Consider the following 24,650-nt stretch of genomic DNA (forward strand, 5'->3'; position numbering starts at 1 on the left):
GGGCGCTGGATCACCGCTGCGCGCCCGGCAACAGCAGCACCCGGCGCATGGCCTCGAACCGTCCGACCGTGACCAGCACTTCCAGGGCCATTGGGGTTTTTATGCCGGGTCCTGAAGCCCAATCGCTGCTCCATCCAGCACCGCTGTCGTACACCCGCCAGCGCAGTTGCCGGACATTACCGAGCAACCTCTGCCGCTGCACGGTTTGCGCGCCCTCCGCCTGGCTGTCGCGCCAGAGCACGCCTTTGTCCAGGCGATAGGTGAGCGTTTGGCGCCCGCTGCGCGGTTGATCCAGCGGGTTGCGCCAGTTGCTGCGCTGCAGTTGCAATACGTTCTGCCTGAGCAGCAGAGGTTGCTCGGTAACGTGCATCACATCCCGCTCAATGACCGCCATGGCGCGCTGCAGGCTGCGCAGTTCGCGCTCATGCGCTGCAGTTCCTTGCTGCACCCGCAGCACCCCATCAAACAATTTCCAGCTCGCGAGCCCGAGCAAGGTAAAAATCGCCATGGCGATAACCAGCTCCAGCAGGGTGAAACCCTTCTGCCTAGTCTGCATGGCGAGATACCCAGCCACTGGCACGATGCAGGGTCGGTCCGCGTTCTTTCAGACTCACTTCGACATCCAGCCTGAACAGGCGCGGATCACTGGAGCGGCTGACCTGCTCGCGCACTACCCAATGGCGGCGCCCCATGCTGACGGTCTGCTGCTGTTGGCCCAGGGTCAGCGCAGGTTGCAGGTGCAATTCGTTCAACCGGTTATCCGCCACCCACGCCGAGAAAACCCGCTGTTCGATATCACTCGTCTGCCTCACCACATACTGACTCGCAGACAGCACAGCTGCTGCCAGCGTGGCAAAAACCACCAAGGCGATCATGATTTCCAGCAAGGTAAAGCCCCGCTGCGGCGACCTGAAAAGCTGACTAGCCATCGATCCGCACCTCGCCGATGCCGTCACTGGAAAGACTCAACCAGGTGGTATTGGCGGTCATGAACGTCAGGGTAAAAGCGCTGGTTTCGTCGCTGCTGAGCGCCAGCAACTGCGGCGGCCCTTCGTCGGCACCCAGGCTGGAAAACCCTCCGTCCAGTTCCAGGTGCAACCGCAGGTTATCCGGCCAGGGATAGAAGGCCGTTATCGTTTCCCACCCCTGACCCGCCAAGCGCATGCCCCGGTAGCCGTTGGCGCTCAGGCGCATGCCGTACTCCAGGCCATCCAGCACCGCCCGCTCACGCAACTGGTGAATCAGGCTGACGATGTTGTCTGCCTCCTGCCGCGCCTGGCGCGCCGGATTCTGGCCCATGGCGAGGCTGACCATGCCTAGCAGGATGCCGATCAGCACAATGACAATCATCAGCTCAAGTAACGTGAAGCCGTCGCTGCGGGGAGGCATCGGTCAGGGACTCCAGTTGCCGATTTCGGCGGCGTGACCTTCGCCACCTACGGCACCGTCGGAGCCCAGGGAGAACAGGTCGTAACCGCCATCGATCGCGTGCACGCCCGGATTGAGGTACTGATAAGGGCTGCCCCAGGGGTCAACAGGCATGCTCTTCAAATAGCCCTGGGGGTTCCAGTTGCGGGCAGCCGGCATCCCCGATGGGCGTTTGATCAAAGCCTCCAGGTTTTGCTGGGTCGAGGGGTATTGATGGTTGTCGAGTCGGTACATTTCCAGGGCCGTGGCAATCGCCTGGATGTCGATTTTTGCCGCAGTAACCTTGGCCTGGTCCGGGCGGCTCATGAACTGCGGGACCACGATGGCGCCCAGTACGCCAATGATCACTACCACCACCATGATTTCGATCAGGGTAAAACCGCGCTGGGCACGGGAGCTGTTTGTATGTAGAGCTTGCATGGATCAATTCACCAATTGGTTGAGGCTGAGAATCGGAAGCAGGATGGCCATGACGATCAGCAGCACGACGCCGCCCATCAACACCAACATGGCTGGCTCGAACAGGCTGACTACCAGGGCGATGCGCGCCGCCAGGCTGCTTTCCTGCTGCTCGGCAGCCCTGGCCAACATTCGGTCGAGTTCGCCAGCGCGTTCGCCGCTGGCGATCATGTGGAGCATCATCGGCGGGATGTCGCCGCTGAGTTCGAGGCCACGGGTCAGGGTGCCTCCCTCACGGACCGAGCGCGCAACCTCGACCATGCGGGCGCGGATCGTCAGGTTGCCGATGACGGCCGCAGCAATTTCCAGCGCGTCCACCAAGGGCACGGCGCTGCTGCCAAGAATCGCCAGGGTGCTGGCAAAGCGAGCAGCTTCCATCGCCCGCAGCACGTCGCCCATCACCGGCACTTTCAGCGCCAGTCGATGCCAGCGCAGGCGCCAGGCTGACTTGCGCAAACTCCAGCGCCACAGGCCAAGCAGCATCGCCAGCCCGGTAAGCAGCCACAGGAAATGCTCACGCAGGCCGTTGCTCACGCTGATCAGCGCCTGGGTCAGCCAGGGCAGTGGCTGGCCGCTGTCGACGAAAATTTTCACGACGTCCGGCACCACGAACCCGAGCAGAAATCCGACGATCGCAACGCTGGCCAACATCAGGATCAAGGGGTAAACCAGCGCCATCTGGATTTTTTGCCGTGAGGCCTGGCGCGCCTGTGTATAGGCCGCCAGCTGTTCGAGCACCTGGCCCAGATGCCCGGAACGCTCACCTGCGGCGACCGTGGCCCGGAACAACTCGGGGAATGCCCGAGGGAACTGACTCAGTGCTGAGGCCAGGGCTTGTCCCTCCATCACGCGGCTCCTGACTGCCGACAGCAGTCCGGCGACTTTGCGCTTTGTGCTCTGTTTTGCCACCGCCTCCAGCGCCTCCTCCAGGGGCAGGCCGGCCTGGACCAGCGTGGACAATTGCAGCGTCAACAAAGCAAGCTCGGCGGCGTTCAGACGGTCGCTACGAATCCGCAGGCCGGTGCCTTCACGAGCGTTGAGTTCATTGAGCTTGAGCGGCCATAACCCACGTTCGCGCAGCAGCTGGCGAGCATGCCGGGCACCGTCGGCTTCCAGCCGGCCTTTGCAGACTCGACCATGGGCATCGTGGGCGCGGTAATCGAAGGTGGGCACGGCTAGTCCTCCTGGGTCACGCGCAGCAACTCATCGAGACTGGTGAGACCATCGAGCACCCGCTGCCGGCCATCCTGGAACAGGCTGCGCGAGGCCTTGCGTGTCTCGTTGATCAACGTCTGCTCGCTGGCGTTCTGGTGGATCAACGCCGAAATGGAGGGGGTCACAACGAGCAGTTCGTAAATACCGATACGCCCGCGATAGCCGTGCTGGCAATGTTCGCAACCCATGGGTTTGAACAGCTGCGGCGGCAGTGCAACATCCGCCCCCAGACGCTCACAGGCTGGCGCATCCGCGCAATACGGCACCTTGCAATGGGGGCAGAGGGTTCGCAGCAGGCGCTGGGCGAGAATGCCCACCAGTGACGACGCCAGCAGGTAGGCATCGACGCCCATGTCGACCAGCCGGGTCACCGCGCCGACCGCGCTATTGGTGTGCAGGGTCGACAGCACGAGATGCCCGGTCAGCGACGCCTGGACGGCGATCTCGGCTGTCTCGCGGTCGCGGATCTCGCCAACCATCACCACGTCCGGATCCTGACGCAAGATCGCTCGCAGGCCACGGGCGAAGGTCATGTCGACCTTGGGATTGACCGGCATTTGCCCTACCCCAGGCAGGTGATATTCGATGGGGTCCTCGACCGTGAGAATGTTCCGTGTCTGGTCATTCAGGCTGCTCAAGGCTGCATACAGACTGGTGGTCTTGCCCGATCCGGTGGGTCCCGTGACCAACAGAATGCCGTGGGGTTTGCCGAGCAATTGCCCCAGCGCCGCGAGGGTATCGGCCGGCATGCCCAGCCGCTGCAAGTCCAGGCGCCCGGCCTGTTTATCCAGCAGGCGCAGCACCACTCGTTCGCCATGAGCCGAAGGCAGCGTGGACACCCGCACATCCACTTCATGACCCGCCAGCCGCAGGGCCATGCGGCCGTCCTGGGGAATGCGCTTTTCGGCGATATCCAGCCGCGCCATGACCTTGATCCGTGATACCAGCAAGTTGGCCAGTTCACGTTTCGGCCGCAGCATCTCGCGCAGTTGCCCATCGATGCGCATGCGCACCGACAGGTACTGCTCGAAGGTTTCCAGGTGCACATCCGAGGCATGCTCGCGCACCGCTTCGCTGAGTAGCGCGTTGATCAGGCGGATGATTGGCGCATCGCCCTGCTGCTCCAGCAGGTCGGCGGTTTGCGGCACCTGGTCGACCAGGCTCAGCAGGTCCAGCTCATCATCCAGCCCGAGCGCGACCTGTTCTGCGGCGCTCTGACCTTCGCGGTAGGTCGACGCCAGGCGCAGGGCAAACTCATCGGCGCCGAGGATCTGCAGGGGCAGATCACGGCCGCAGGCTCGGCGCGCCTCTGCCAGGGCTGTGAGCGGCGTATCGATGCGCAGCCCGACACCCTCATCGTCGATCAGCAAACCAAAACGCCGGGCGAAACCGAATGGCAATGCTCGCTCGTTCACGGCTTCACCGGCGCGGGCTGGCGCAAATCGAACATTGGCGCATCACCTGTCGGCTCGAACAGCTGTCGGGCATCCGCCGGCAACAGCAGCGAATTATTGCCGCGCGCGCCCGGTTTGCTCAGGTCGCGCAGCGCGTTGTAACGCTGGTCACTGACCTCGGACAGATCCGCCTTGGTGCGCACAATGGTCGGGCGCAAAAAAACCATCAGGTTGCTTTTGGTCTGGGTGTCGCGCTTCCAGCGAAACAGCGCGCCAAGATAAGGAATGTCCCGCAGCAGGGGCACACCGCTCTGCTGGGTCCGAACACTGTCCCTGATCAACCCGCCGATCACGATAATCTCGCCGTCATCGGCCAGGATGGTGCTCTTGAGCGCCCGCTTGTTGGTGATGAGGTCCGCGGAGTCGACGCCGGACACCGTCGGCGCGATATCCGAAACCTCTTGCTCTACCTCCAGCCGCAGAGTCGAACCCTCGTTGATGTAGGGCTTGATCTTCAGGCTGATGCCCACGTCCTTGCGCTCGACCGTCGTGAACGGATTGTCCGCACCGTTGCTGTTGGTGGCGTAGGAGCCGGTCTTGAACGGCACGTTCTGGCCGACAATGATCTCTGCCTCCTGATTATCCAGGGTCAGCAGGCTGGGTGTGGACAGCAGGTTGCTGCGGGTACTGCTGGCCAGGGCTGATATCAACGCGCCGAAGCGATCACTGCCCAGTTGCAGGATGGCGCCTTCCGGTGCTGATTTTTTCTCATCGAACGTCAGCCCGCCGACAATTGGGATGTCCGTGCCGGGGAAGTTGAGGAAGCCCTTGGCGTCGCCGGTACGAAGTCCCCACTGGACGCCCACGGCCTCGGCAATGTCCCCGGAGATCTCGACAATCGCGGCGTGAATCAGCACCTGGGCGCGAGGTTGGTCCAGTTGTCGCACGATGTTTTCAATGGTGCGGATCTGCGCGGGCTCGGCAATCAGCACCAGTGCATTCTGACTTTCGTCGGCCTTGATCATGAAAGTGGGAGCGGTCGCAGGTTCCCGCGCGCTGCTCGCTACGGAGACCTGTTTCTTGGCCTGGCCCAGGCTTTCCAGCACCTCGGCCAACTGCTTGGCATCGCTATAGCGCAAACGGATAACCCTGGCGTTGTCGAGCGTTGCGGTGGCCGGCGTATCAAGGCTGCTGGCCAGTTCCAGCAGACGTTTGCGAACGGCCGCAGGGCCAATGAAAATCAGGCGATTGGTCCGTGGGTCTGCCAGCACCTGAATCGTGGTATCGGTGTTGCGCTTGCCCAGAGTCGCTTCGATCACCTGCGCCACATCGGCCGCCTGCGCGTGATGCAGCAGTAACATGGCATGCTGATTGTTCTGCCCTGCGTCCAATTGGCGAACGACCTGGCTGATGCGTTGCACATTCGCAGCGGAGTCGGTAATCACCACGGCGTTGGCCGACACCGACGGACCGACGTAACCATTGGTCGAAACCAGGGGCCGCAGCAGGCCCGCAATGTCGGCGGCACTGCTGGTGTTCAACTCCAGAACCCGAGTGACGAATTGCGAACCCGTGGCCGTTGTAGCCGTGGCCTGGCCAGCACGGGTTTTCGCGTCGGTCACCGGGGTAATCAGGATGCGGTCGCCCTCGTCGATCACGGTGAAGTTGTGGGCGTCGAGCACCGAGTAGAACAACCGCCGCACGCCTTCGCGATCAAGTGCCTGCTGGGACATCACGGTGATGCGCCCGGTAACTCGCGGGTCCAGTACGACCGTGGTGCCGAGGATCCCCGAGATTTCTTCGACGATGTCCCGCAACTCGGCGTTATTCATCGCCACCTGCCATTTTTCGCCCTCGGCATGAAGTGCGCCGGGAAGACTCGCCGCAACCAGAATGGCTAGTAAAAACATGGCCCGCAGGGTCTGCGCACCAGTGAAGCTGTTCATCGGTTTCATCACTCTGCCGGCCCGGAAATCGGGCGTAGAAAACGCGCGGGAACCCGCGCAGTGTGTGGCGCCTCCTGCAACTCGAACCGACGCAGAAAACGCCCAGCCGAGGGCTGCAACTTCAGGAGTTCCTCTCGCCCTTTGTTCCACAACACCACCTGACCCGGCTCGACCCGCCGCAGCACGCTGCCGCCGGGCAAGGGGTCGCCGACCTGATACATGCGAGCCCCTTGAGAGTCGGCCAGCAGCGCCTTGGACAGGCCGCTGGTAATCACGAAACTGGCCTGCAAAGCCAAGGATTCCGTGCTTGCCTGGCGTGTTGCATCGGTGGTGAAGCCCAGTACGGTGGCCACGGCCGTGGCATCGAGTTCTTCTCGGCCAGGCACAGTTGAGTTCGAAACGGCTGCAGGTGCTGGCGTGATGACACTTTGGCGAAAGCGCCACTCCTGCCACACCAGAAATGCGGAGTAAGCCACCGGTATAACCAGCAGCAAGCTTTTGCCAAGAACGACCAACGCCCGTGCATATCGCCCAGAGGAGAACTTCATGACAGGTGTACTCGTTCCAGTGATGGAAGACCTTCAGGCGATCCCTCAAGGACCGCCCGAAGTACTACGGAGAGGGGACTAGATTTTGTCCCACGCCATATGCCAGTGAGCACCTACACCCGGCTCAAAGCCGTTGGCGGACGGGCTGTATTGCTTGCAGTAACCGGATTCGGGGAACGGTTTGCACTGGAAGACTTCACCGGTTTTGGGTTGCAGCACCTTGGTGCCAGCGGTGTATTGAGCCAGGCCTTCAGGGAAAACGAAGTCGTGATCGACGCCTGCGCCTTCTCCCGTCAGCGTGGTCACCTGGGTATCCTGGCGAGTCGTACGGCCGTCTAGGGTTGTACCAACCAGGGTCAGGGTATGAGCGCCAGGGTTGCTGCGTACATCCATCGAGAGCCATGTCGGGCCGCTATCAGCCTGAACCGAAGTGGTGCCCACTTGCTTGTTGTGCTCATCGAACAAAGTCGCTTCGATGTTCATCTTGCGGTTGGAAATGATGCTGAAGTCGACTTTGGTCAAGCCTTTGTCCAACACGTATTGTGGCTGCTGCGAAGCGATCGACAGACGCGCCGCCGCATCGTCCTTCATGTCCAGCTGCACTTCGTAGCGGGTGACACCACTGTCCTTCTGCGCGTAGAGGCTGTTGTTGCCTTTCACCGGCTCGATATTGCCCTGTTCATCACGCACACCAGCGCGCACCAGGGTGTGGGTCCCGTTGATTTTTTCCGCGAGCTTGAACGCCCAGTTGTTAGGCAGGCCTTGCTCGGTGTTATCGATGCTGATTTCGACGCTGAATTGCGGCTTCTCGCCCTCAGCCGAGAACGCACGAGCCTTGACTTTGTCACCCACCAGCAAGGCGGTCGACGGTGTGATGCCACCTACGGAAGACCAGCCACCGGGCAGGGAGGCCTCGGCCAGAATGTTCACATCGGCAGGGTTATAGAACGCCGCGTCGGTATCGCCCACGGTCCAGATTGCCAAGATTACGTGATGGCCGTTTTTGTCATCTGGGATGGTGCAGTTGTGCTTGGCGCCGGAAACCGGTTTCTGGTTGCCACCGTCGACGGTGCAGAACGGCGCGCTTTCGAATGTGGCGCGCGTCAACGCCGCGTTCGGATTCCAGCCGTTACGGGTGATGAAATATTCGTGCTTGGTTGCAGGGTGAACTGCGGTATAGCGCCATTGGAAATCAACATTGCGGTCCTTGATTTCGGTCAGGGTCCAACGGTTGGCTGCCTGGGCGTCCAGCGCGGAGAAAAGCGCATGACCACCACTGGCGATCTTGCCGTCCACCGGGCCCTGCAAAGGAGCACCACCGACGCCTGCCGGAAACCCCTTGAAAGTCTCGCCGACGCTTTGCGGTTCATATTGCGCACCACCACAGTTGGTGTTCGCACCTTTCTGGCAAAGCAATGCACGCGATGGCGGCAATTCCAGATAGCCGTGAGCTGAAACGGTTTGAGTCGTCAGCATGGTTGATAACAGGATCATTGAAGAAGTGCAGGCCGCTAGCGCACTTCGTTTGTTGAAAGTATTTTTCATAATGAATTCCAGACTGCTTATCGTAGTGATGGCGCGTTTCACGGCGCACAAGTTCGCGATATCGCTCGGTGCTGTCGCACGGAACAGGGGGCTGGAACATTACGGGTAGGCGGGCAATTTCTATGTAGGACTAATCTGCATCGGAAGTGGGATAAGTCTCTCTTTGCAATCATCAGACACAGGTGTGAAAAAATTCCTACAACGGGGCATAAAAAAAGCCTGTCCAGCGCAAGTCCGGACAGGCTTTCGATACTTAGGTAACTGCTTATTCGTGGTACTGAGCCGACAGTTCATGCACCGCACGCAGGAAGGCACCGGCGTGTTCCGGGTCGACTTCCGGGGTGATGCCGTGGCCGAGGTTGAACACGTGGCCACTGCCTTTGCCGTAGCTGGCGAGAATACGCCCCACTTCAGCTCGAATGGCTTCAGGTTTGGCGTACAGCACGGTCGGGTCCATGTTGCCTTGCAGCGCGACCTGGTTGCCTACGCGAGCACGGGCGTTGCCGATGTCGCAGGTCCAGTCCAGGCCGAGGGCATCGGCGCCAGCGTCGGCGATGCTTTCCAGCCACAGGCCGCCGTTTTTGGTGAACAGGATCACAGGCACTTTGCGTCCTTCGTGTTCGCGGATCAGGCCGCTGACGATTTTGCGCATATAGGCCAGGGAGAATTCCTGGTATGCCGCCGCCGACAAGTTACCGCCCCAGGTGTCGAAGATCTGCACCGCTTGCGCGCCGGCCATGATCTGGCCGTTGAGGTAGCTGGTGACCGACTGCGCGAGTTTGTCCAGCAGCAGGTGCATGGCTTGCGGGTTGTCGTAGAGCATGGCCTTGGTCTTGCGGAAGTCTTTCGACGAACCGCCTTCGACCATGTAGGTGGCGAGGGTCCATGGGCTGCCGGAGAAACCGATCAGCGGCACGCGGCCGTTCAGTTCACGACGGATGGTGCTGACCGCGTCCATGACGTAGCCGAGGTCTTTATGCGGATCCGGGATCGGCAGGGCTTCGATGTCGGCCAGGGTGCTGACGACTTTCTTGAAGCGCGGACCTTCACCGGTTTCGAAGTACAGGCCTTGGCCCATGGCGTCCGGAATAGTCAGGATGTCGGAGAACAGGATCGCCGCATCCAGTTGTGGGTAGCGGTCGAGCGGCTGCATGGTGACTTCGCAAGCGAACTCCGGGTTCATGCACAGGCTCATGAAGTCACCGGCCTTGGCACGGCTGGCGCGGTATTCCGGCAGGTAGCGACCGGCCTGACGCATCATCCACACGGGTGTGACGTCTACGGGTTGCTTGAGCAGGGCGCGAAGGAAACGGTCGTTCTTCAGGGCAGTCATGTCGGCATCCGGAAAAAAAGTGCGGGCATTTTCTCAGAGCCGGACGCAAAAGGCACGGTTGCAGGTCAGCCTTTTGTCTATCGGGTCAATTTATCGCGGTGGAATGCGCGATTTAGCAACACCACGAAACAACTGTGGGAGCGGGCTTGCTCGCGAAAACGGTGTGTCAGGCAACATCACTACTGACTGACACTCGGCTTTCGCGAGCAAGCCCGCTCCCACATTTTGATCCCATTTCAGGTCAGGATCGGAGGGTTACACGCCCAGGTAATCCAGGATCCCTTCAGCGGCATTACGCCCCTCGAAGATCGCCGTCACCACCAGGTCAGAACCGCGAACCATATCGCCGCCGGCGAAGATTTTCGGGTTGCTGGTCTGGTGCTTGTACTGACCTTGTTCCGGGGCCACGACGCGGCCCTGGCTGTCGGTCTGGATGCTGTGCTGTTCGAACCACGAAGCCGGGCTCGGGCGGAAACCGAAAGCGATGACCACGGCATCAGCCGGGATGATCTCTTCGGAGCCCGGAATCGGCTCAGGGCTGCGACGGCCACGGGCGTCAGGCTCGCCGAGACGCGTCTCGACCACTTTCACGCCTTCGACGCGGTCTTCACCTACGATGGCGATCGGCTGGCGGTTGTAGAGGAATTTCACCCCTTCTTCCTTGGCGTTCTTCACCTCTTTGCGCGAGCCCGGCATGTTCGCTTCGTCCCGACGATAAGCGCAGGTCACCGATTTGGCGCCCTGGCGGATCGAAGTACGGTTGCAGTCCATCGCCGTGTCGCCGCCGCCCAGCACCACAACTTTCTTGCCTTTCATGTCGACGAAATCTTCCGGCGACTTTTCAAAGCCCAGGTTGCGGTTGACGTTGGCGATCAGGAAGTCCAAAGCGTCATGCACGCCCGGCAGGTCTTCACCGGCAAAGCCGCCCTTCATGTAGGTGTAGGTGCCCATGCCCATGAACACGGCATCGTATTCTTCGAGCAGTTGCTCGACGGTCACGTCCTTGCCCACTTCGGTGTTCAGGCGGAACTCGATGCCCATGCCGGTGAAGACTTCGCGACGATTGCTCAGCACGGTCTTTTCCAGCTTGAACTCGGGGATGCCGAAGGTCAGCAGGCCACCGATTTCCGGGTTCTTGTCGAACACTACCGGGGTCACGCCGCCACGTACCAGCACGTCGGCACAGCCGAGCCCGGCAGGACCTGCGCCGATGATCGCAACACGTTTGCCAGTCGGCTTGACCTTGGACATGTCCGGGCGCCAGCCCATGGCGAACGCGGTGTCGGTGATGTACTTCTCCACCGAACCAATGGTCACCGCGCCGAAGCCGTCGTTGAGGGTGCAGGCACCCTCGCACAGACGATCCTGCGGACACACCCGGCCGCACACTTCCGGCAGGGTGTTGGTCTGGTGCGACAGCTCGGCGGCCTGGAGGATGTTGCCCTCGGCCACCAGTTTCAGCCAGTTCGGAATGAAGTTGTGCACCGGGCACTTCCATTCGCAATACGGGTTACCGCAACCCAGGCAGCGGTGGGCCTGATCGGCCGAATGCTGGGGTTTGAAGGGTTCGTAGATCTCCACGAACTCTTTCTTGCGTTGACGCAACAGTTTCTTCTTCGGATCTTTGCGCCCGACGTCGATGAACTGGAAGTCGTTATTCAGACGTTCAGCCATTGTTAAAACCTCATCAAACTCTTCAGGCGCATATCACTGCGGGTTGGCACGGGTGCTGGAAAGCAACGATTTCAGGTTGGCAGCCTTGGGCTTGACCAGCCAGAAACGACGCAGATAGTCATCGAGGTTTTCAGCGAGGTTACGACCCCATTCGCTGTCGGTTTCCGCGACGTATTCGTCCAGCACGCGTTGCAGGTGGCTGCGATAGGCTTCCATCGCTTCGCCGCTGATCCGCTGGATTTCCACCAGTTCGTGGTTGACCCGGTCAACGAAGCTGTTGTCCTGGTCGAGCACATAGGCGAAACCGCCGGTCATGCCTGAGCCGAAGTTGTAGCCGGTCTTGCCCAATACGCAGACGAAACCACCGGTCATGTACTCGCAGCAGTGATCGCCGGTACCTTCAACCACGGTATGAGCACCGGAGTTACGCACCGCGAAACGCTCGCCGGCGGTACCGGCAGCGAACAGCTTGCCACCGGTGGCGCCGTACAGGCAGGTGTTGCCGATAATGGCACTGTCCTGAGTCTTGTAGATGCTGCCCTTCGGCGGAACGATGACCAGCTTGCCGCCGGTCATGCCTTTGCCGACGTAGTCGTTGGCATCGCCTTCCAGGTACATGTTCAGGCCACCAGCGTTCCACACGCCGAAGCTCTGACCGGCCGTCCCTTTGAAGCGGAAGGTGATCGGCGAGTTAGCCATGCCTTGGTTGCCGTGCTTGCGCGCGATTTCACCGGAGATCCGCGCGCCGATCGAACGGTCGCAGTTGCAGATGTCCAGGGCAAAATCGGCGCCGCTCATGTCATTGATGGCCGAGGTGGCCATGTCGACCATTTTCTCGGCCAACAGGCCCTTGTCGAACGGTGGGTTGCGGTCGACCTGGCAGAACTGCGGCTTGTCTGCCGGGATGTGATCGCTGCCGAGCAACGGAGTCAGGTCCAGATGTTGCTGCTTGGCGGTCTGGCCTTCGAGGATGTCCAGAAGATCGGTACGACCGATCAGCTCTTCGAGGGAGCGCACGCCCAGCTTGGCCAGCCACTCACGGGTTTCTTCGGCGACGTAGGTGAAGAAATTCACCACCATGTCGACGGTGCCGATGTAGTGATCCTTGCGCAGCTTCTCGTTCTGAGTCGCGACGCCGGTGGCGCAGTTGTTCAGGTGGCAGATGCGCAGGTATTTACAGCCCAGCGCGATCATTGGCGCGGTACCGAAGCCGAAGCTTTCAGCGCCGAGGATCGCGGCCTTGATCACGTCGAGGCCGGTTTTCAGGCCACCGTCGGTTTGTACCCGCACTTTGCCGCGCAGGTCGTTGCCGCGCAGGGTCTGGTGGGTTTCGGCCAGGCCGAGTTCCCACGGAGCGCCCGCGTATTTGATCGAGGTCAGCGGCGATGCACCGGTACCGCCATCGTAGCCGGAGATGGTGATCAAGTCCGCGTAGGCCTTGGCCACACCGGCAGCGATGGTGCCGACGCCCGCTTCTGCAACCAGTTTCACCGAGACCAGGGCCTTCGGGTTGACTTGTTTCAGGTCGAAAATCAGCTGCGACAAGTCTTCGATCGAATAGATGTCGTGGTGCGGCGGAGGCGAAATCAGGGTCACGCCTGGCACTGCGTAACGCAGCTTGGCGATCAGACCGTTGACCTTGCCGCCTGGCAACTGACCACCTTCGCCGGGCTTGGCGCCCTGAGCGACTTTGATCTGCAGCACTTCAGCGTTGACCAGGTATTCCGGGGTCACACCAAAACGGCCAGTCGCAACTTGCTTGATTTTCGAGCTCTTGATCGTGCCGTAGCGCGCCGGGTCTTCGCCGCCTTCGCCGGAGTTGGAACGCGCACCTAGGCGGTTCATGGCTTCGGCCAGGGCTTCGTGGGCTTCCGGCGACAGCGCACCCAGGGAGATGCCCGCGGAGTCAAAGCGCTTGAGCACCGATTCCAGCGGCTCGATCTCGCTGATGTCCAGCGGCGTTTCCAGGGTCTTGACCTTGAACAGGTCGCGGATCATCGACACCGGGCGGTTGTCCACCAGCGCCGTGTATTCCTTGAACTTGCTGTAGTCGCCCTGTTGCACAGCAGCTTGCAGGGTGTTGACCACGTCCGGGTTGTACGCGTGATATTCGCCACCGTGCACGAACTTCAGCAAACCGCCCTGCTGGATGGGCTTGCGCGGGCTCCAGGCTTCGGCGGCCAGGGCTTTCTGCTCGGCTTCGATGTCGACGAAACGCGCACCCTTGATGCGGCTTGGCACGCCACGGAAGCTCAGTTCGCAGACCTCTTCGGACAGGCCGATGGCCTCGAACAGCTGCGCACCGCGGTACGAGGTGATGGTCGAGATGCCCATCTTCGACAGGATCTTCAACAGACCTTTGGTGATGCCTTTGCGGTAGTTCTTGAACACCTCATAGAGGTCGCCCAGCACTTCACCGGTACGGATCAGGTCGCCCAGCACTTCGTAGGCCAGGAACGGATAGACCGCCGAGGCGCCGAAACCGATCAACACCGCGAAATGGTGCGGGTCGCGAGCGGTGGCGGTTTCCACGAGGATGTTGGAGTCGCAACGCAGGCCTTTTTCAGTCAGGCGGTGATGCACCGCGCCGGTGGCCAGGGAAGCGTGGATCGGCAATTTGCCCGGACCGATGTGACGGTCACTCAGCACGACCTGGGTGCGACCGGCGCGCACGGCTTCTTCAGCCTGATCGGCAACGTTGCGGATGGCCGCTTCGAGGCCGACGCTTTCGTCGTAGTTGAGGTCGATGATCGCGCGCTCGAAGCCCGGACGATCGAGGTTCATCAGCGAGCGCCACTTGGCCGGGGAAATGACCGGCGAGCTGAGGATCACGCGCGAGGCGTGTTCCGGCGACTCCTGGAAGATGTTGCGCTCGGCACCGAGGCAGATCTCCAGCGACATGACGATGGCCTCACGCAGCGGGTCGATCGGCGGGTTGGTGACCTGCGCGAACTGCTGGCGGAAATAGTCATACGGAGTACGCACGCGCTGGGACAGCACGGCCATCGGCGTATCGTCGCCCATCGAGCCGACGGCTTCATAGCCTTGTTCGCCGAGCGGACGCAGCACCTGATCGCGCTCTTCGAACGTGACCTGGTACATCTTCATGTACTGCTTGAGCTGGTCAACGTCGTAGAACGCCGAACCGTGGTCGTTATCTTCCATGGTCGCCTGGATGCGCAGGGCATTCTTGCGCAGCCATTGCTTGTACGGATGACGGGACTTCAAGCGGTTGTCGATGGCGTCGGTGTCGAGGATCTGTCCGGTTTCGGTGTCCACGGCAAAGATCTGACCCGGACCAACGCGCCCCTTGGCGATCACGTCTTCAGGCTGGTAGTTCCAGACACCGATTTCCGAGGCCAGGGTGATGAAGCCGTTCTTGGTGGTGACCCAGCGCGCCGGACGCAGACCGTTACGGTCGAGCAGGCACACCGCGTAGCGACCGTCGGTCATTACTACGCCGGCCGGGCCGTCCCACGGTTCCATGTGCATCGAGTTGTATTCATAGAACGCCCGCAGGTCCGGGTCCATGGTCTCGACGTTCTGCCATGCAGGCGGAATGATCATCCGCACGCCACGGAACAGGTCGATGCCACCGGTGACCATCAGCTCGAGCATGTTGTCCATGCTGGAGGAGTCGGAGCCGACGCGGTTAACCAGTGGGCCGAGCTCTTCCAGATCGGGCATCAGGTCGTTGGCGAACTTGGTGCGACGAGCCACGGCCCAGTTGCGGTTGCCGGTGATGGTGTTGATCTCGCCGTTATGCGCCAGGAAGCGGAACGGTTGCGCCAGCGGCCATTTCGGCAGGGTGTTGGTGGAAAAGCGCTGGTGGAACACGCAGATCGCGGTTTGCAGGCGCTGGTCACTCAGGTCTGGATAGAAGGCGGTCAAATCCGCCGGCATCATCAGGCCTTTGTAGATAATGGTCTTGTGCGAAAAGCTGCAGATGTAGTGATCGGTGTCGGCGGCATTGGCCACGGACGAACGACGACGCGAGCTGAACAGCTTGATCGCCATGTCCTGGTCGCTCAAGCCTTCCCCACCAATGAACACTTGTTCGATCTGCGGCAGCCGCTCCAGGGCCAGGCGGCCGAGGACGCTGGTATCGATCGGCACTTTGCGCCAGCCGACGAGTTGCAGGCCGGCAGCCAGGATCTCGCGATTCATGTTCTCGCGAGCGGCCTCGGCTTTAACCGGGTCCTGGTTGAAGAAAACCATGCCCACCGCATATTGCTTGGGCAATTCGACGCCGAAGGTTTCCTGGGCAATGGCTCGCAGGAACACGTCCGGCTTTTGAATCAGCAGACCGCAACCGTCACCGGTCTTGCCGTCGGCGTTGATCCCACCGCGGTGGGTCATGCAGGTCAGGGCCTCGATGGCCGTTTGCAAAAGGGTATGACTGGGCTCGCCCTGCATATGGGCTATCAGGCCGAAACCGCAGTTATCCTTGAATTCATCTGGTTGGTACAGACCTGCTTTCATAGACACTTTCTCACCAGGCTGCCTCTTATCGAGGCAAATTTCTTTTCAATTCAACCACTTGCATTCCGCGCCGAACGTACGCCAGCTTTGCGGGAGCAAAAGGGAGGTCATTGTACACACCGACACAGAGGCTCACAAATTTGACGACGAAATGTCGCAAATCTATGTCGCATTTGTGAAAGGTTTAAAGCGATATGCTGTGCTAGTCAAAACTTTTTTGATTTTTGACCGCAACGACTCAAAGACTACTGTGACGCAGACACCACAAGGCACGCGATCTGTAGAGAAGGCGCGCACGTGCGGAAATTTTGAGGTGCCGGGAGAGGCGGCCTGGGTAAGGCCGCCGAATCTTCAGCGAGTTGTTGCCAGTTCCTGTTGGACGCTGGCGACAGTGCGAGGCCAAGGTTTACCAGCCTGAACCTTCGCTGGCAAGGCCTTGATGGCGGTAAGGGCTGCATCGCGGTTGGCGAAGTTACCGTAGGTGATGACGTAGAGCGGCTTGCCGTTGAGCACTTTCTTGAAATAACGGTACTCGCCGCCCTGCTCTTTCACGAAGTTTTGCGCCGACGCTTCGGAGCTGGTGCCGAGGATCTGCACCACGTAGTTGCTGGTTGGTTGCCCGGCGTACCAGGTACCGCCAGCGCCTTTGGCAGCAGCCGCGGCAGGCTTTTCGGCAGGCTTGGCGGTTGCGACTACGGCAGGCTTGGCAGGCGCAGGAGCGGGTTTGGCGGCAGGGGCTGGTGCCGGGGCTGGTTTAGCGGTGGCGACCTGGGTCGGTGCTGGCGCCGGCTTGGCGGCTGGCGTCGGCGCAGGGCCAGGCTGGATCCCGGCGGGTGGCGCAGTCGTGGTCACCGTTGGCGGCGTGGCGCTGGAGCCCTCAACCGGCACGCCATCGTCACCTTCGGTGATGCCACCGGCCGCTTCGGCCAGCGGGCCGCGCATGACCGGCTGCGAGTTGCCGACCAGCGGCAAAGGCATCGGCTGCGAATTACCGGCGAACTCCACGGCTGGAGCACCGTTGGCATTCGGCTGCGGTGCGCCCTCGCCGAGCGGCAATTGCGCTTGCTCGTTGGCAGGAGCGCCAGTGGTTGGTGCCTTGCTACGGCCTGGCATCAACCAGGCGGCCGCTACCGCGACCACGACTACGGCGGAAATCGCCAATACGTGTTTCTTCGGCATGTTGAACCCCATACTTGGACGCTTGACCGCTGAGCGGCTGGCTATCATGGCTTCGATCATTGCATCGCGGGCAACCTGGTTGATATTGCCAGGCCAACCGTCGGAGCTTTCGTGAATATCAGAGATCTGATTAGCCGTGAAAAGTTCGATACCCCGACCAGCGCCTTCGAGCCGCTGCTCCAGATATTCGCGAGTTTCCTCTTCGGTGTACGGCTGCAATTCGATGACGTGAAAACGCTCTTCTTCGAGGGTCAGGGCATCGAGTTGGGAGATCAGCGACGACTCGCCGAACAGGAACACGTGCGGACGACCCTCCGGCGCACCCGCAGCCAAGGCCAGCAGGGCCTCCAGCGCAGATTCGTCGAGCTGCTCGGCGTCATCCACCAGCAGATAAACTTCCTGCCCGGTCAAGGCCAACTGCACGACCTGGGACAGGATCGAGCCGATTTCCGCCTGGGCGACATTCAGCGCCTGGGCCACCTGGCGCAGGACGCCGGCCGCATCACCAGCACCGCGGGCGGAAACCACCACGCTCTGCACCGACTGCTTGTTGGTACTGGCGACCAGGGCCTGACGCAACAGGGTCTTGCCACTGCCTTGCGGGCCGGTGACCACCAACAGCAACTGGCTATAACGCGCCAGGTGATGCAGTTGTCCCAGCACCGGCTTGCGCTGGGCAGGGAAAAATTTGAAGCCAGGTACCCGCGCAGCAAAAGGGTCGTGGCTCAACTGGTAATGGCCGAGGAAAGCCTCGTCGGCGTGCAAACTAGTCATCGGGATCTTATTAACCTTTAAGCTGAGCCAGGGCGCGGTAATCCGCTCCCAGCGTGGCCTGTAAAACCTCTTTCGGATAATCGTCGGTCACTACCGCTTCGCCCATGTGGCGCAGCAGCACCAGGCGCAAACGACCGTCGATCACTTTCTTGTCAATTGCCATGTGTTCGAGAAAATCGGCTTCAGTCATCTCTTCAGGCGGGATCACCGGCAGGCCGGCACGTTGGAACAGGCGGATGCCGCGATCACGCTCCTGCTCGCTGATCCAGCCCAGCCGCGCAGACATTTCCAACGCCATTACGGTGCCAGCAGCCACCGCTTCACCATGTAGCCACACACCATAGCCCATATGCGTTTCGATGGCGTGACCGAAGGTGTGCCCCAGGTTCAACGTGGCGCGCACGCCCGTTTCCTTCTCGTCGGCACCCACCACGGCAGCTTTGGCTGCGCAGGAGCGTTGAATCGCGTAAGTCAGGGCAGTCTGGTCCAGGGCGCGCAGGCGATCGACGTTCTCTTCGAGCCAGGTCAGGAATGGCTCGTCGCAGATCAGCCCGTATTTGATCACTTCAGCCAGCCCGGCAGAGAGTTCACGGGATGGCAGGGTGTTCAGGGAAGTCGTGTCGATCAGCACCACGTTCGGCTGATAGAAAGCGCCGACCATATTCTTGCCCAGCGGATGGTTGATTCCGGTCTTGCCGCCCACCGAGGAGTCGACTTGCGACAGCAGTGTGGTCGGGACCTGGATGAAATCGACTCCGCGCTGATAACACGCGGCAGCAAACCCGGCCATGTCACCAATCACGCCGCCACCGAGGGCAATCACCGTGGTACGGCGGTCGTGACGCGCGGTCAGCAGGCCGTCAAAAATCAGCTGCAAGGTTTCCCAGGTCTTGAAGGCCTCGCCGTCGGGTAGCACCACGGAAATGACCGAGAATTGCCCCAGGCTGCGGGTCAGGCGTTCGAGATAGAGCGGCGCGACAGTCTCGTTGGAGATGATCGCCACTTGCCGTCCGCGAATGTGCGGGGCCAGCAGCTCAGGCTGATCCAACAAACCTTCGCCAATATGAATCGGGTAGCTGCGCTCGCCTAGATCGACCTTGAGTGTCTGCATGTGTCCCCACAATGAAGATGGAATCAGGCATCGTGCCTTGAATTATCGATGTCCGCGGCCTCTGTTGGTGTGACGCCGTTCGGTTGCCATCTGCCACATTCCGTAGTGGCGATGACTGGAGGCCGAGGATAGCGCATTTCGCGCCGCGCTTTAACGGGGAGGCAGTTGCTGCAGACGTTCGAGAATATCCAGCACCACCATCCGCGGCGGCCGCTCATCGGTTTCCACCACCAGATCGGCGATCTCCCGATAAAGCGGATCGCGGATCGCCAGCAGATCACGAAGGGTTTTGGCCGGATCTGCCGTGCGCAATAGCGGACGATTACGGTCGCGAGAGGTGCGTCCCACCTGCTGCTCGACAGACGCGTGCAGATAGACCACCCGACCACCGGCATGCAGCGCCCGACGATTGGCTTCGCGCATGACTGCGCCGCCGCCGGTGGCCAGCACCACGCCATCGCACGCGCACAGCTCGGCAATCATCGCCTGCTCGCGGTCACGAAAGCCTGGCTCGCCTTCCTTATCGAAAATCCATGGGATATTGGCGCCCGTGCGCAACTCAATTTCCTTATCGGAATCTTTGAATGGCAGGCGCAGCTCTTTGGCCAGCAACCGGCCGATGGTGCTTTTTCCAGCCCCCATCGGTCCTACAAGAATCAAATTTCGCACAGAATCAACGACTCACAGCAATCGCCTGGTTATTCATGATACGCGGTGTGAGAAACACCAACAGCTCGGATTTTTTCTCCGAAACCACGTCACGCCGGAAAAGGCGGCCAAGATACGGCACATCGCCAAGAAATGGCACCTTATCTACAACCTTGCTCTGAGTATTTGAGAAAACGCCGCCGATGACGATGGTCTCGCCATCGTTGACCAGCACCTTGGCATTGACCTCGTTTTTCTTTATCGGCGGTACATCCTGGACCTTGTTCAGGTAGTCGGGCTCATCCTTGGTGACCTTGACCTCCATGATGATCCGGTTGTCCGGGGTGATCTGCGGGGTGACCTCCAGTGAAAGCGACGCCTCCTTGAATGACACCGATGTAGCACCGCTGGAGCTGGCTTCCTGGTACGGAATCTCGGTGCCCTTGAGGATTTTCGCGGTTTCCTTGTCGGACGTGACGACCTTGGGTTGCGAGACGATTTCACCGTTGCCGGTTTTTTCCATCGCCGACAGTTCCAGGTCGAGCAATACATTGTCGGTGATAAATGCGATGCCGATTCCCGAAGTACTGGCCGAGGTGCCCATGTCGACGAACGGCGAATTGGTCCCGGTACTGCCCGGCGTGCCGATGGTGGTGGAAGAGCCGTTGACCCCGGAAGAATTCCAGTTGCCCTTCTGCACCGAACCACCCCAACGCACGCCGAGACTCTTGTCGTAGTCCACGTTGGCTTCGACGATGCGTGCCTCGATCATCACCTGGCGCACCGGAATATCCAGCTGCGCCACGATCCGCCGCAGCTCGTCGAGGCGATTCTGGGTTTGGTAAGCGATGATGTTGTTGGTTCGCTCATCGACGGTGATCGAGCCACGCTCGTCGATTTTCGCTTCAGCGCTGGTCACCGACTGGAACAGTTTGGCGATATCGGCAGCCTTGGCGTAGTTGACCTGCAACAGCTCGCGACGCAGGGGCGCGAGTTCGGCAATCTGCTTTTGCGACTCCAGCTCCTGGCGCTCGCGGGCGGCGATCTCATCCGCTGGCGCAACCAGCAAAACGTTGCCGATCATGCGTTTGTCCAGGCCTTTGGTCTTCAGCACCAGGTCCAGCGCCTGATCCCATGGCACATTCTGCAAGCGCAGGGTGATGCCGCCCTGGACCGTGTCACTGGCCACCAGGTTGAGATTGGTGAAGTCGGCGATCAGCTGCAATACCGAGCGTACGTCGATGTCCTGAAAATTCAGCGAAAGCTTCTCGCCGCTGTAGGCAAAGCGCTCGGCACTGCGTTTTTGCAGGTCGTCGGCGGTCATTGCGCGAATGCTGACGGTCAGCTTGTTGTCGGTCTGATAGGTCGAATAATCGAACGCGCCGCTGGGTTCGATGCTGATGGTTGCGCGGTCACCGGTGGCGCTGGCGTTGACGAACTGCACCGGCGTGGCGAAGTCCTTCACGTCCAGGCGTACTCGCAAGGGCTCGGGCAGTTGGGTGCGGGCGAAGCCAAGGATGATCTTGCCCTCACGCTCTTGAATGTCGGGCGCAATGGATGGGTCGGACAGGTCGATAACTACATTGCCTTCGCCCTGGGTGCCGCGCTGGAAGTCAACGCCACGGATAGCCTTGGCGACTGGCGCGTAGGTTTTCGCCGGGGCCGGCGAGGTGACCGCGCGCGGTGCGCTGGCGGCTGGCCGCGATGCAGGCTTGCTGGCCCCCTGGCCGACCACGACGAACAGATTGTTGCCTTCGACTCGCGAGGAATAGGGCGCCAGCTGGGTCAGGTTGATGATCAGGCGCGTGCGGTCCTTGGCTTCCACCACCGTCGCTGTGCGTGCATTGCCGCGGCCCAGATCACGGGTCTTGCTGGCCAGTTGGGTGACTACGCCGGGCAGGTCCAGCGCGATCCGCGCCGGAGACTCGGTCGTGTAGCCCTTGGGCACAGGGGGCGCGCCATCAAATGACAACTTCAATTCGATGCGATCCCCAGGCAGTGCTGCCACGTCCAGAGCCTTCAAATTGGCCGCTTGTACCATCGGCGAAAGCAGCGCTATCCATAGCGAAATGCCGAGGGCTGAGAAAATCCTGTTCATTGTTCGAGTCCCACTATGAATGCTCTTTCAAAGGTATGGTCCGCGGCCGTTCCAGCCAGGCACCCTGACCGTCGGGAACGATTTCGACCACATCGACCTGCGAGCCGCTGATGGCGACAATGCGCCCATCGTTACGCCCAAGATAGTCACCGACTTTCAACCGATGCACGCCGCCTGCCCCGCGCAACAGCGCAAAGGAACCGGTTGCGTTGGAAATCGTGCCGACCATTTCAAACTGTTCGATGTTGAAACCTTCCAGATACTGCTTGACCCGATCAGGGTCGGGTTTGACGTTGCGCGAGCCGTGCTTCTGGCCAGCCAGGTCCACCCTGACCTGCCGGGAAAACGGGCTGCGCAGGTTGGCAGCGCTATAGGTGAACGTGGGATAGGAGCGAAAAGTCGGCGCCGGCTCTATCTTGCCCGGCGGGCGCAGGCGAACTTCGTTCATGAACACATCAAGGTCACTGACGTCGTCGCCCTTGCCACAACCGGTCACGCCGAACACCACAAGCACCATTGCCAAACAACGAATCGGGCTCATTTTTGCGCCCCTTTGTCGTTGTAGCGGTAGGTCTTGGCGAGAATGCTCATGCGCAATTTCGTCCCGCCTTCCGGGTCCGCCGCAGCGATGTCGAAGTCATGCAGGGTAACGATCCGGGGCAACCCGGCCACTCCGCTGACGAACGTAGCCAGGTCGTGATAGGCGCCGGTGACGGTAATCTGTATCGGCAGTTCGATATAAAACTGCTGGGTAACTTCCGGCAGCAACTTGATCTCTTCGAACTCCAGCCCACTACCGAGCCCGGTGCGCGTGATGTCTTCCAATAAACCCGGCACCTCGGTGTCGCTCGGCAACTGCCGCAGCAATACGCCAAAAGAGTTTTCCATCTCCTTCATCTGCTGGGTGTACAGCTCGAGATTAGCGGCCATGCGGGCCTTGGACGTGAACTGTTCCTTGAGCGTCAGCTCTTCCTCGCGCTTGCTGTCGAGCTGATTCTCCAGGTCGCTGAGGTAGAAGTGATACCCCAGGGCGAGCACCAGCACCATGAGCAGCCCACTCGCGATCGCCTTGATCGCCGGCGGCCAGGAGCCGATGTTATTGGTGTCCAGGTCATTGATATCGACATTGCGTAAGCCGGCAAACCATTCGGATGGGCTCATTGACCGTCCTCCGTGGCGGCGGGTTGGGTCTGTCGAACCGTCAACTGGAAGATGTTCGCCTGGTCGAGCTGACCGGCAGTGGTGGCCTTGACCTCGGTCAGGCTGGGGGCGTCGAACCAGTCGGAGCCGTCGAGATTGCGCATCAGGTCGGACACTCGATTGTTGGACTCGGCGGCGCCCGTGATGGACAGGGTGTTACCGACCATTTTCACTTCGGTGAAGTACACCCCATCCGGCAACGTGCGCGCCAGCTGGTCGAATATGCGCCCGCTGATCGGCCGATTACCCTGCAGGTCCTGAATGATGCGCATACGCTCGATGAGTTGCTGGCGGCGGGCCTTCAGATCGCTGATCTGCTTGATCCGCTCATCGACCACCGCGATCTGTTTGCCGATGTAATCGTTGCGGGCCAGCTGCCGATCGATGGCGGCAGTGATGACCTGGTCCGCAATCAGCACTGCGCCCACCGAACCCACCAGGACCCCGACGAGGGTCAACAGGAAGCGTTTGCGACGTTCCTCGCGCAGCTCTTCGCGCCAGGGAAGTAGATTGATCCGCGCCATCAGTCAAAACTCCTGAGTGCCAGCCCGCAAGCAATCATCAGTGCCGGCGCATCACTGGCCAGGGCACCGGCGTTAACCTTGCTGCTCAGGGTCATGTCGGAGAATGGATTGGCCACCTGGGTTGGCGTATTCAGGCGCTGCTCGATCAAGCGGTCCAGCCCCGGGACTGACGCCGTGCCGCCCGCCAGCAGAATATGGTCGACCGAGTTGTATTGGCCCGAAGCGAAGAAAAACTGCAGTGATCGGGAAACTTGCTGCACCAGCGCGTCGCGAAACGGCTGCAAAACCTCACTGACGTAGTCGTCTGGCAAGCCGCCCTGCTTTTTCGCCAACCCGGCCTGTTCGAGGGTCAGCCCATAACGACGCTGGATTTCTTCGGTCAACTGACGGCCACCGAACAGTTGCTCGCGGGTGTAGATAATCCGCCCTTTGTGCAAAACGCTGAGCGTGGTCATGGTCGCACCGATGTCGACCACGGCCACGGTCAACTGCCCTTGGGGGCTGGCCAGATGGCCGGTCAGCAGGCCGAACGAGCGCTCAAGCGCATAGGCTTCGACATCGACTACCCGAGCCGTCAGGCCGGCCAGCGCGAGTGCCGCTTCACGCACTTCGACATTTTCCTTGCGACAGGCCGCCAGCAGCACATTCACTCGGGCCGGATTTCGCACCGAGGGGCCCTGGACCTCGAAATCGATGGCCACTTCGTCCAACGGATAGGGAATGTATTGATCGGCCTCGATCTTCAGCTGGTTTTCCAGTTCATCGTCGGAAAGCCCGGCATCCATCTCGATGGTCTTGGTGATCACGGCGGAGCCGGCCACAGCCACGGCCACATTCCTGAGATTGGTCCTGGCCTTTAACAGCACCCGCGACAACGCCTGCCCGACACCCTCGAGCTCAGCGATATTTTTTTCGATGACTGCATTGGCGGGCAGCGGCTCAACTGCATAAGCCTCAACCCGGTAGCGCTCGCCTTGCCGGCTTAACTCCAGAAGCTTCACCGACGTTGAGCTGATGTCGATCCCCAGAAGCGTGTTGGCCTTTTTATTGAAGAGTCCTAGCACTACCCATTCCCTATGACTATCCGTGACT

General features: G+C 60.7%; 20 protein-coding genes. All 20 read right to left on the bottom strand.

Annotated features, from left to right (window positions below):
* Positions 1 to 10: 10 nt before the first annotated feature.
* On the bottom strand, positions 11 to 556 hold the full coding sequence (locus tag ORL50_RS06230) for a type II secretion system protein GspJ (protein WP_266011161.1): 546 nt from the start codon (positions 554 to 556) through the stop codon (positions 11 to 13).
* Positions 546 to 929: a type II secretion system minor pseudopilin GspI gene (gene gspI, locus ORL50_RS06235; RefSeq protein WP_266011164.1), complete on the bottom strand. Its 384-nt coding sequence runs from the start codon at positions 927 to 929 to the stop codon at positions 546 to 548. The genes ORL50_RS06230 and gspI overlap by 11 nt, the downstream gene beginning before the upstream one ends.
* The gene (gene gspH, locus ORL50_RS06240; RefSeq protein WP_266011166.1) at positions 922 to 1,389 is read right to left on the bottom strand and encodes a type II secretion system minor pseudopilin GspH; all 468 of its coding nucleotides are present in this window, start codon (positions 1,387 to 1,389) and stop codon (positions 922 to 924) included. The genes gspI and gspH overlap by 8 nt, the downstream gene beginning before the upstream one ends.
* A gap of 3 nt (positions 1,390 to 1,392) precedes the next feature.
* Positions 1,393 to 1,848 carry a type II secretion system major pseudopilin GspG gene (gene gspG, locus ORL50_RS06245; protein ID WP_266011168.1) on the bottom strand — a complete coding sequence of 152 codons (456 nt, stop codon included), beginning with the start codon at positions 1,846 to 1,848 and terminating at the stop codon, positions 1,393 to 1,395.
* A gap of 3 nt (positions 1,849 to 1,851) precedes the next feature.
* Positions 1,852 to 3,060, bottom strand: a complete 1,209-nt coding sequence (gspF, locus tag ORL50_RS06250; protein ID WP_266011170.1) for a type II secretion system inner membrane protein GspF — start codon at positions 3,058 to 3,060, stop codon at positions 1,852 to 1,854.
* 2 nt (positions 3,061 to 3,062) lie between these two features.
* Positions 3,063 to 4,517: a type II secretion system ATPase GspE gene (gene gspE, locus ORL50_RS06255; protein WP_266011172.1), complete on the bottom strand. Its 1,455-nt coding sequence runs from the start codon at positions 4,515 to 4,517 to the stop codon at positions 3,063 to 3,065.
* A complete protein-coding gene (gspD, locus tag ORL50_RS06260; RefSeq protein ID WP_266011174.1) occupies positions 4,514 to 6,442 on the bottom strand; it encodes a type II secretion system secretin GspD in 1,929 nt (642 codons plus the stop codon). Before gspD ends, gspE begins: the two co-directional genes overlap by 4 nt.
* Before the next feature lie 8 nt (positions 6,443 to 6,450).
* Positions 6,451 to 6,990, bottom strand: a complete 540-nt coding sequence (locus ORL50_RS06265) for a type II secretion system protein N (RefSeq protein ID WP_266011176.1) — start codon at positions 6,988 to 6,990, stop codon at positions 6,451 to 6,453.
* Positions 6,991 to 7,068: 78 nt separating this feature from the next.
* The gene (gene gbpA, locus ORL50_RS06270; protein ID WP_266011178.1) at positions 7,069 to 8,535 is read right to left on the bottom strand and encodes an N-acetylglucosamine-binding protein GbpA; all 1,467 of its coding nucleotides are present in this window, start codon (positions 8,533 to 8,535) and stop codon (positions 7,069 to 7,071) included.
* A gap of 265 nt (positions 8,536 to 8,800) precedes the next feature.
* A complete protein-coding gene (hemE, locus tag ORL50_RS06275; protein WP_266011180.1) occupies positions 8,801 to 9,868 on the bottom strand; it encodes a uroporphyrinogen decarboxylase in 1,068 nt (355 codons plus the stop codon).
* Positions 9,869 to 10,123: 255 nt separating this feature from the next.
* The gene (locus ORL50_RS06280; protein ID WP_154979184.1) at positions 10,124 to 11,542 is read right to left on the bottom strand and encodes an FAD-dependent oxidoreductase; all 1,419 of its coding nucleotides are present in this window, start codon (positions 11,540 to 11,542) and stop codon (positions 10,124 to 10,126) included.
* Positions 11,543 to 11,575: 33 nt separating this feature from the next.
* Positions 11,576 to 16,024 carry a glutamate synthase large subunit gene (gene gltB / locus ORL50_RS06285; RefSeq protein WP_266011186.1) on the bottom strand — a complete coding sequence of 1,483 codons (4,449 nt, stop codon included), beginning with the start codon at positions 16,022 to 16,024 and terminating at the stop codon, positions 11,576 to 11,578.
* Between the two features lie 351 nt (positions 16,025 to 16,375).
* Positions 16,376 to 17,977, bottom strand: coding sequence for an AAA family ATPase (locus tag ORL50_RS06290; RefSeq protein WP_266011188.1), 1,602 nt, complete (start codon positions 17,975 to 17,977; stop codon positions 16,376 to 16,378).
* 10 nt (positions 17,978 to 17,987) lie between these two features.
* Complete coding sequence (gene aroB / locus ORL50_RS06295) at positions 17,988 to 19,088, bottom strand: 3-dehydroquinate synthase (protein WP_266011190.1); 1,101 nt, start codon at positions 19,086 to 19,088, stop codon at positions 17,988 to 17,990.
* A gap of 150 nt (positions 19,089 to 19,238) precedes the next feature.
* Positions 19,239 to 19,757, bottom strand: coding sequence for a shikimate kinase AroK (gene aroK, locus ORL50_RS06300; RefSeq protein ID WP_045061936.1), 519 nt, complete (start codon positions 19,755 to 19,757; stop codon positions 19,239 to 19,241).
* Between the two features lie 4 nt (positions 19,758 to 19,761).
* Entirely contained in the window at positions 19,762 to 21,834 is a 2,073-nt protein-coding gene (locus ORL50_RS06305) for a type IV pilus secretin PilQ (RefSeq protein ID WP_266011194.1), read from the bottom strand.
* A gap of 13 nt (positions 21,835 to 21,847) precedes the next feature.
* Positions 21,848 to 22,375 (bottom strand): pilus assembly protein PilP, encoded by a 528-nt coding sequence (locus tag ORL50_RS06310; RefSeq protein WP_266011196.1) that lies wholly within the window; start codon positions 22,373 to 22,375, stop codon positions 21,848 to 21,850.
* Complete coding sequence (gene pilO, locus ORL50_RS06315) at positions 22,372 to 22,995, bottom strand: type 4a pilus biogenesis protein PilO (protein ID WP_266011198.1); 624 nt, start codon at positions 22,993 to 22,995, stop codon at positions 22,372 to 22,374. The genes ORL50_RS06310 and pilO overlap by 4 nt, the downstream gene beginning before the upstream one ends.
* Positions 22,992 to 23,558, bottom strand: a complete 567-nt coding sequence (locus ORL50_RS06320; RefSeq protein WP_266011200.1) for a PilN domain-containing protein — start codon at positions 23,556 to 23,558, stop codon at positions 22,992 to 22,994. Before ORL50_RS06320 ends, pilO begins: the two co-directional genes overlap by 4 nt.
* The gene (locus ORL50_RS06325) at positions 23,558 to 24,622 is read right to left on the bottom strand and encodes a pilus assembly protein PilM (RefSeq protein WP_266011202.1); all 1,065 of its coding nucleotides are present in this window, start codon (positions 24,620 to 24,622) and stop codon (positions 23,558 to 23,560) included. The genes ORL50_RS06320 and ORL50_RS06325 overlap by 1 nt, the downstream gene beginning before the upstream one ends.
* Between the last annotated feature and the right edge of the window lie 28 nt (positions 24,623 to 24,650).

Origin of the sequence: Pseudomonas sp. RIT-562 (genome assembly GCF_026241895.1) — a bacterium.
Taxonomy (GTDB): domain Bacteria; phylum Pseudomonadota; class Gammaproteobacteria; order Pseudomonadales; family Pseudomonadaceae; genus Aquipseudomonas; species Aquipseudomonas mandelii_F.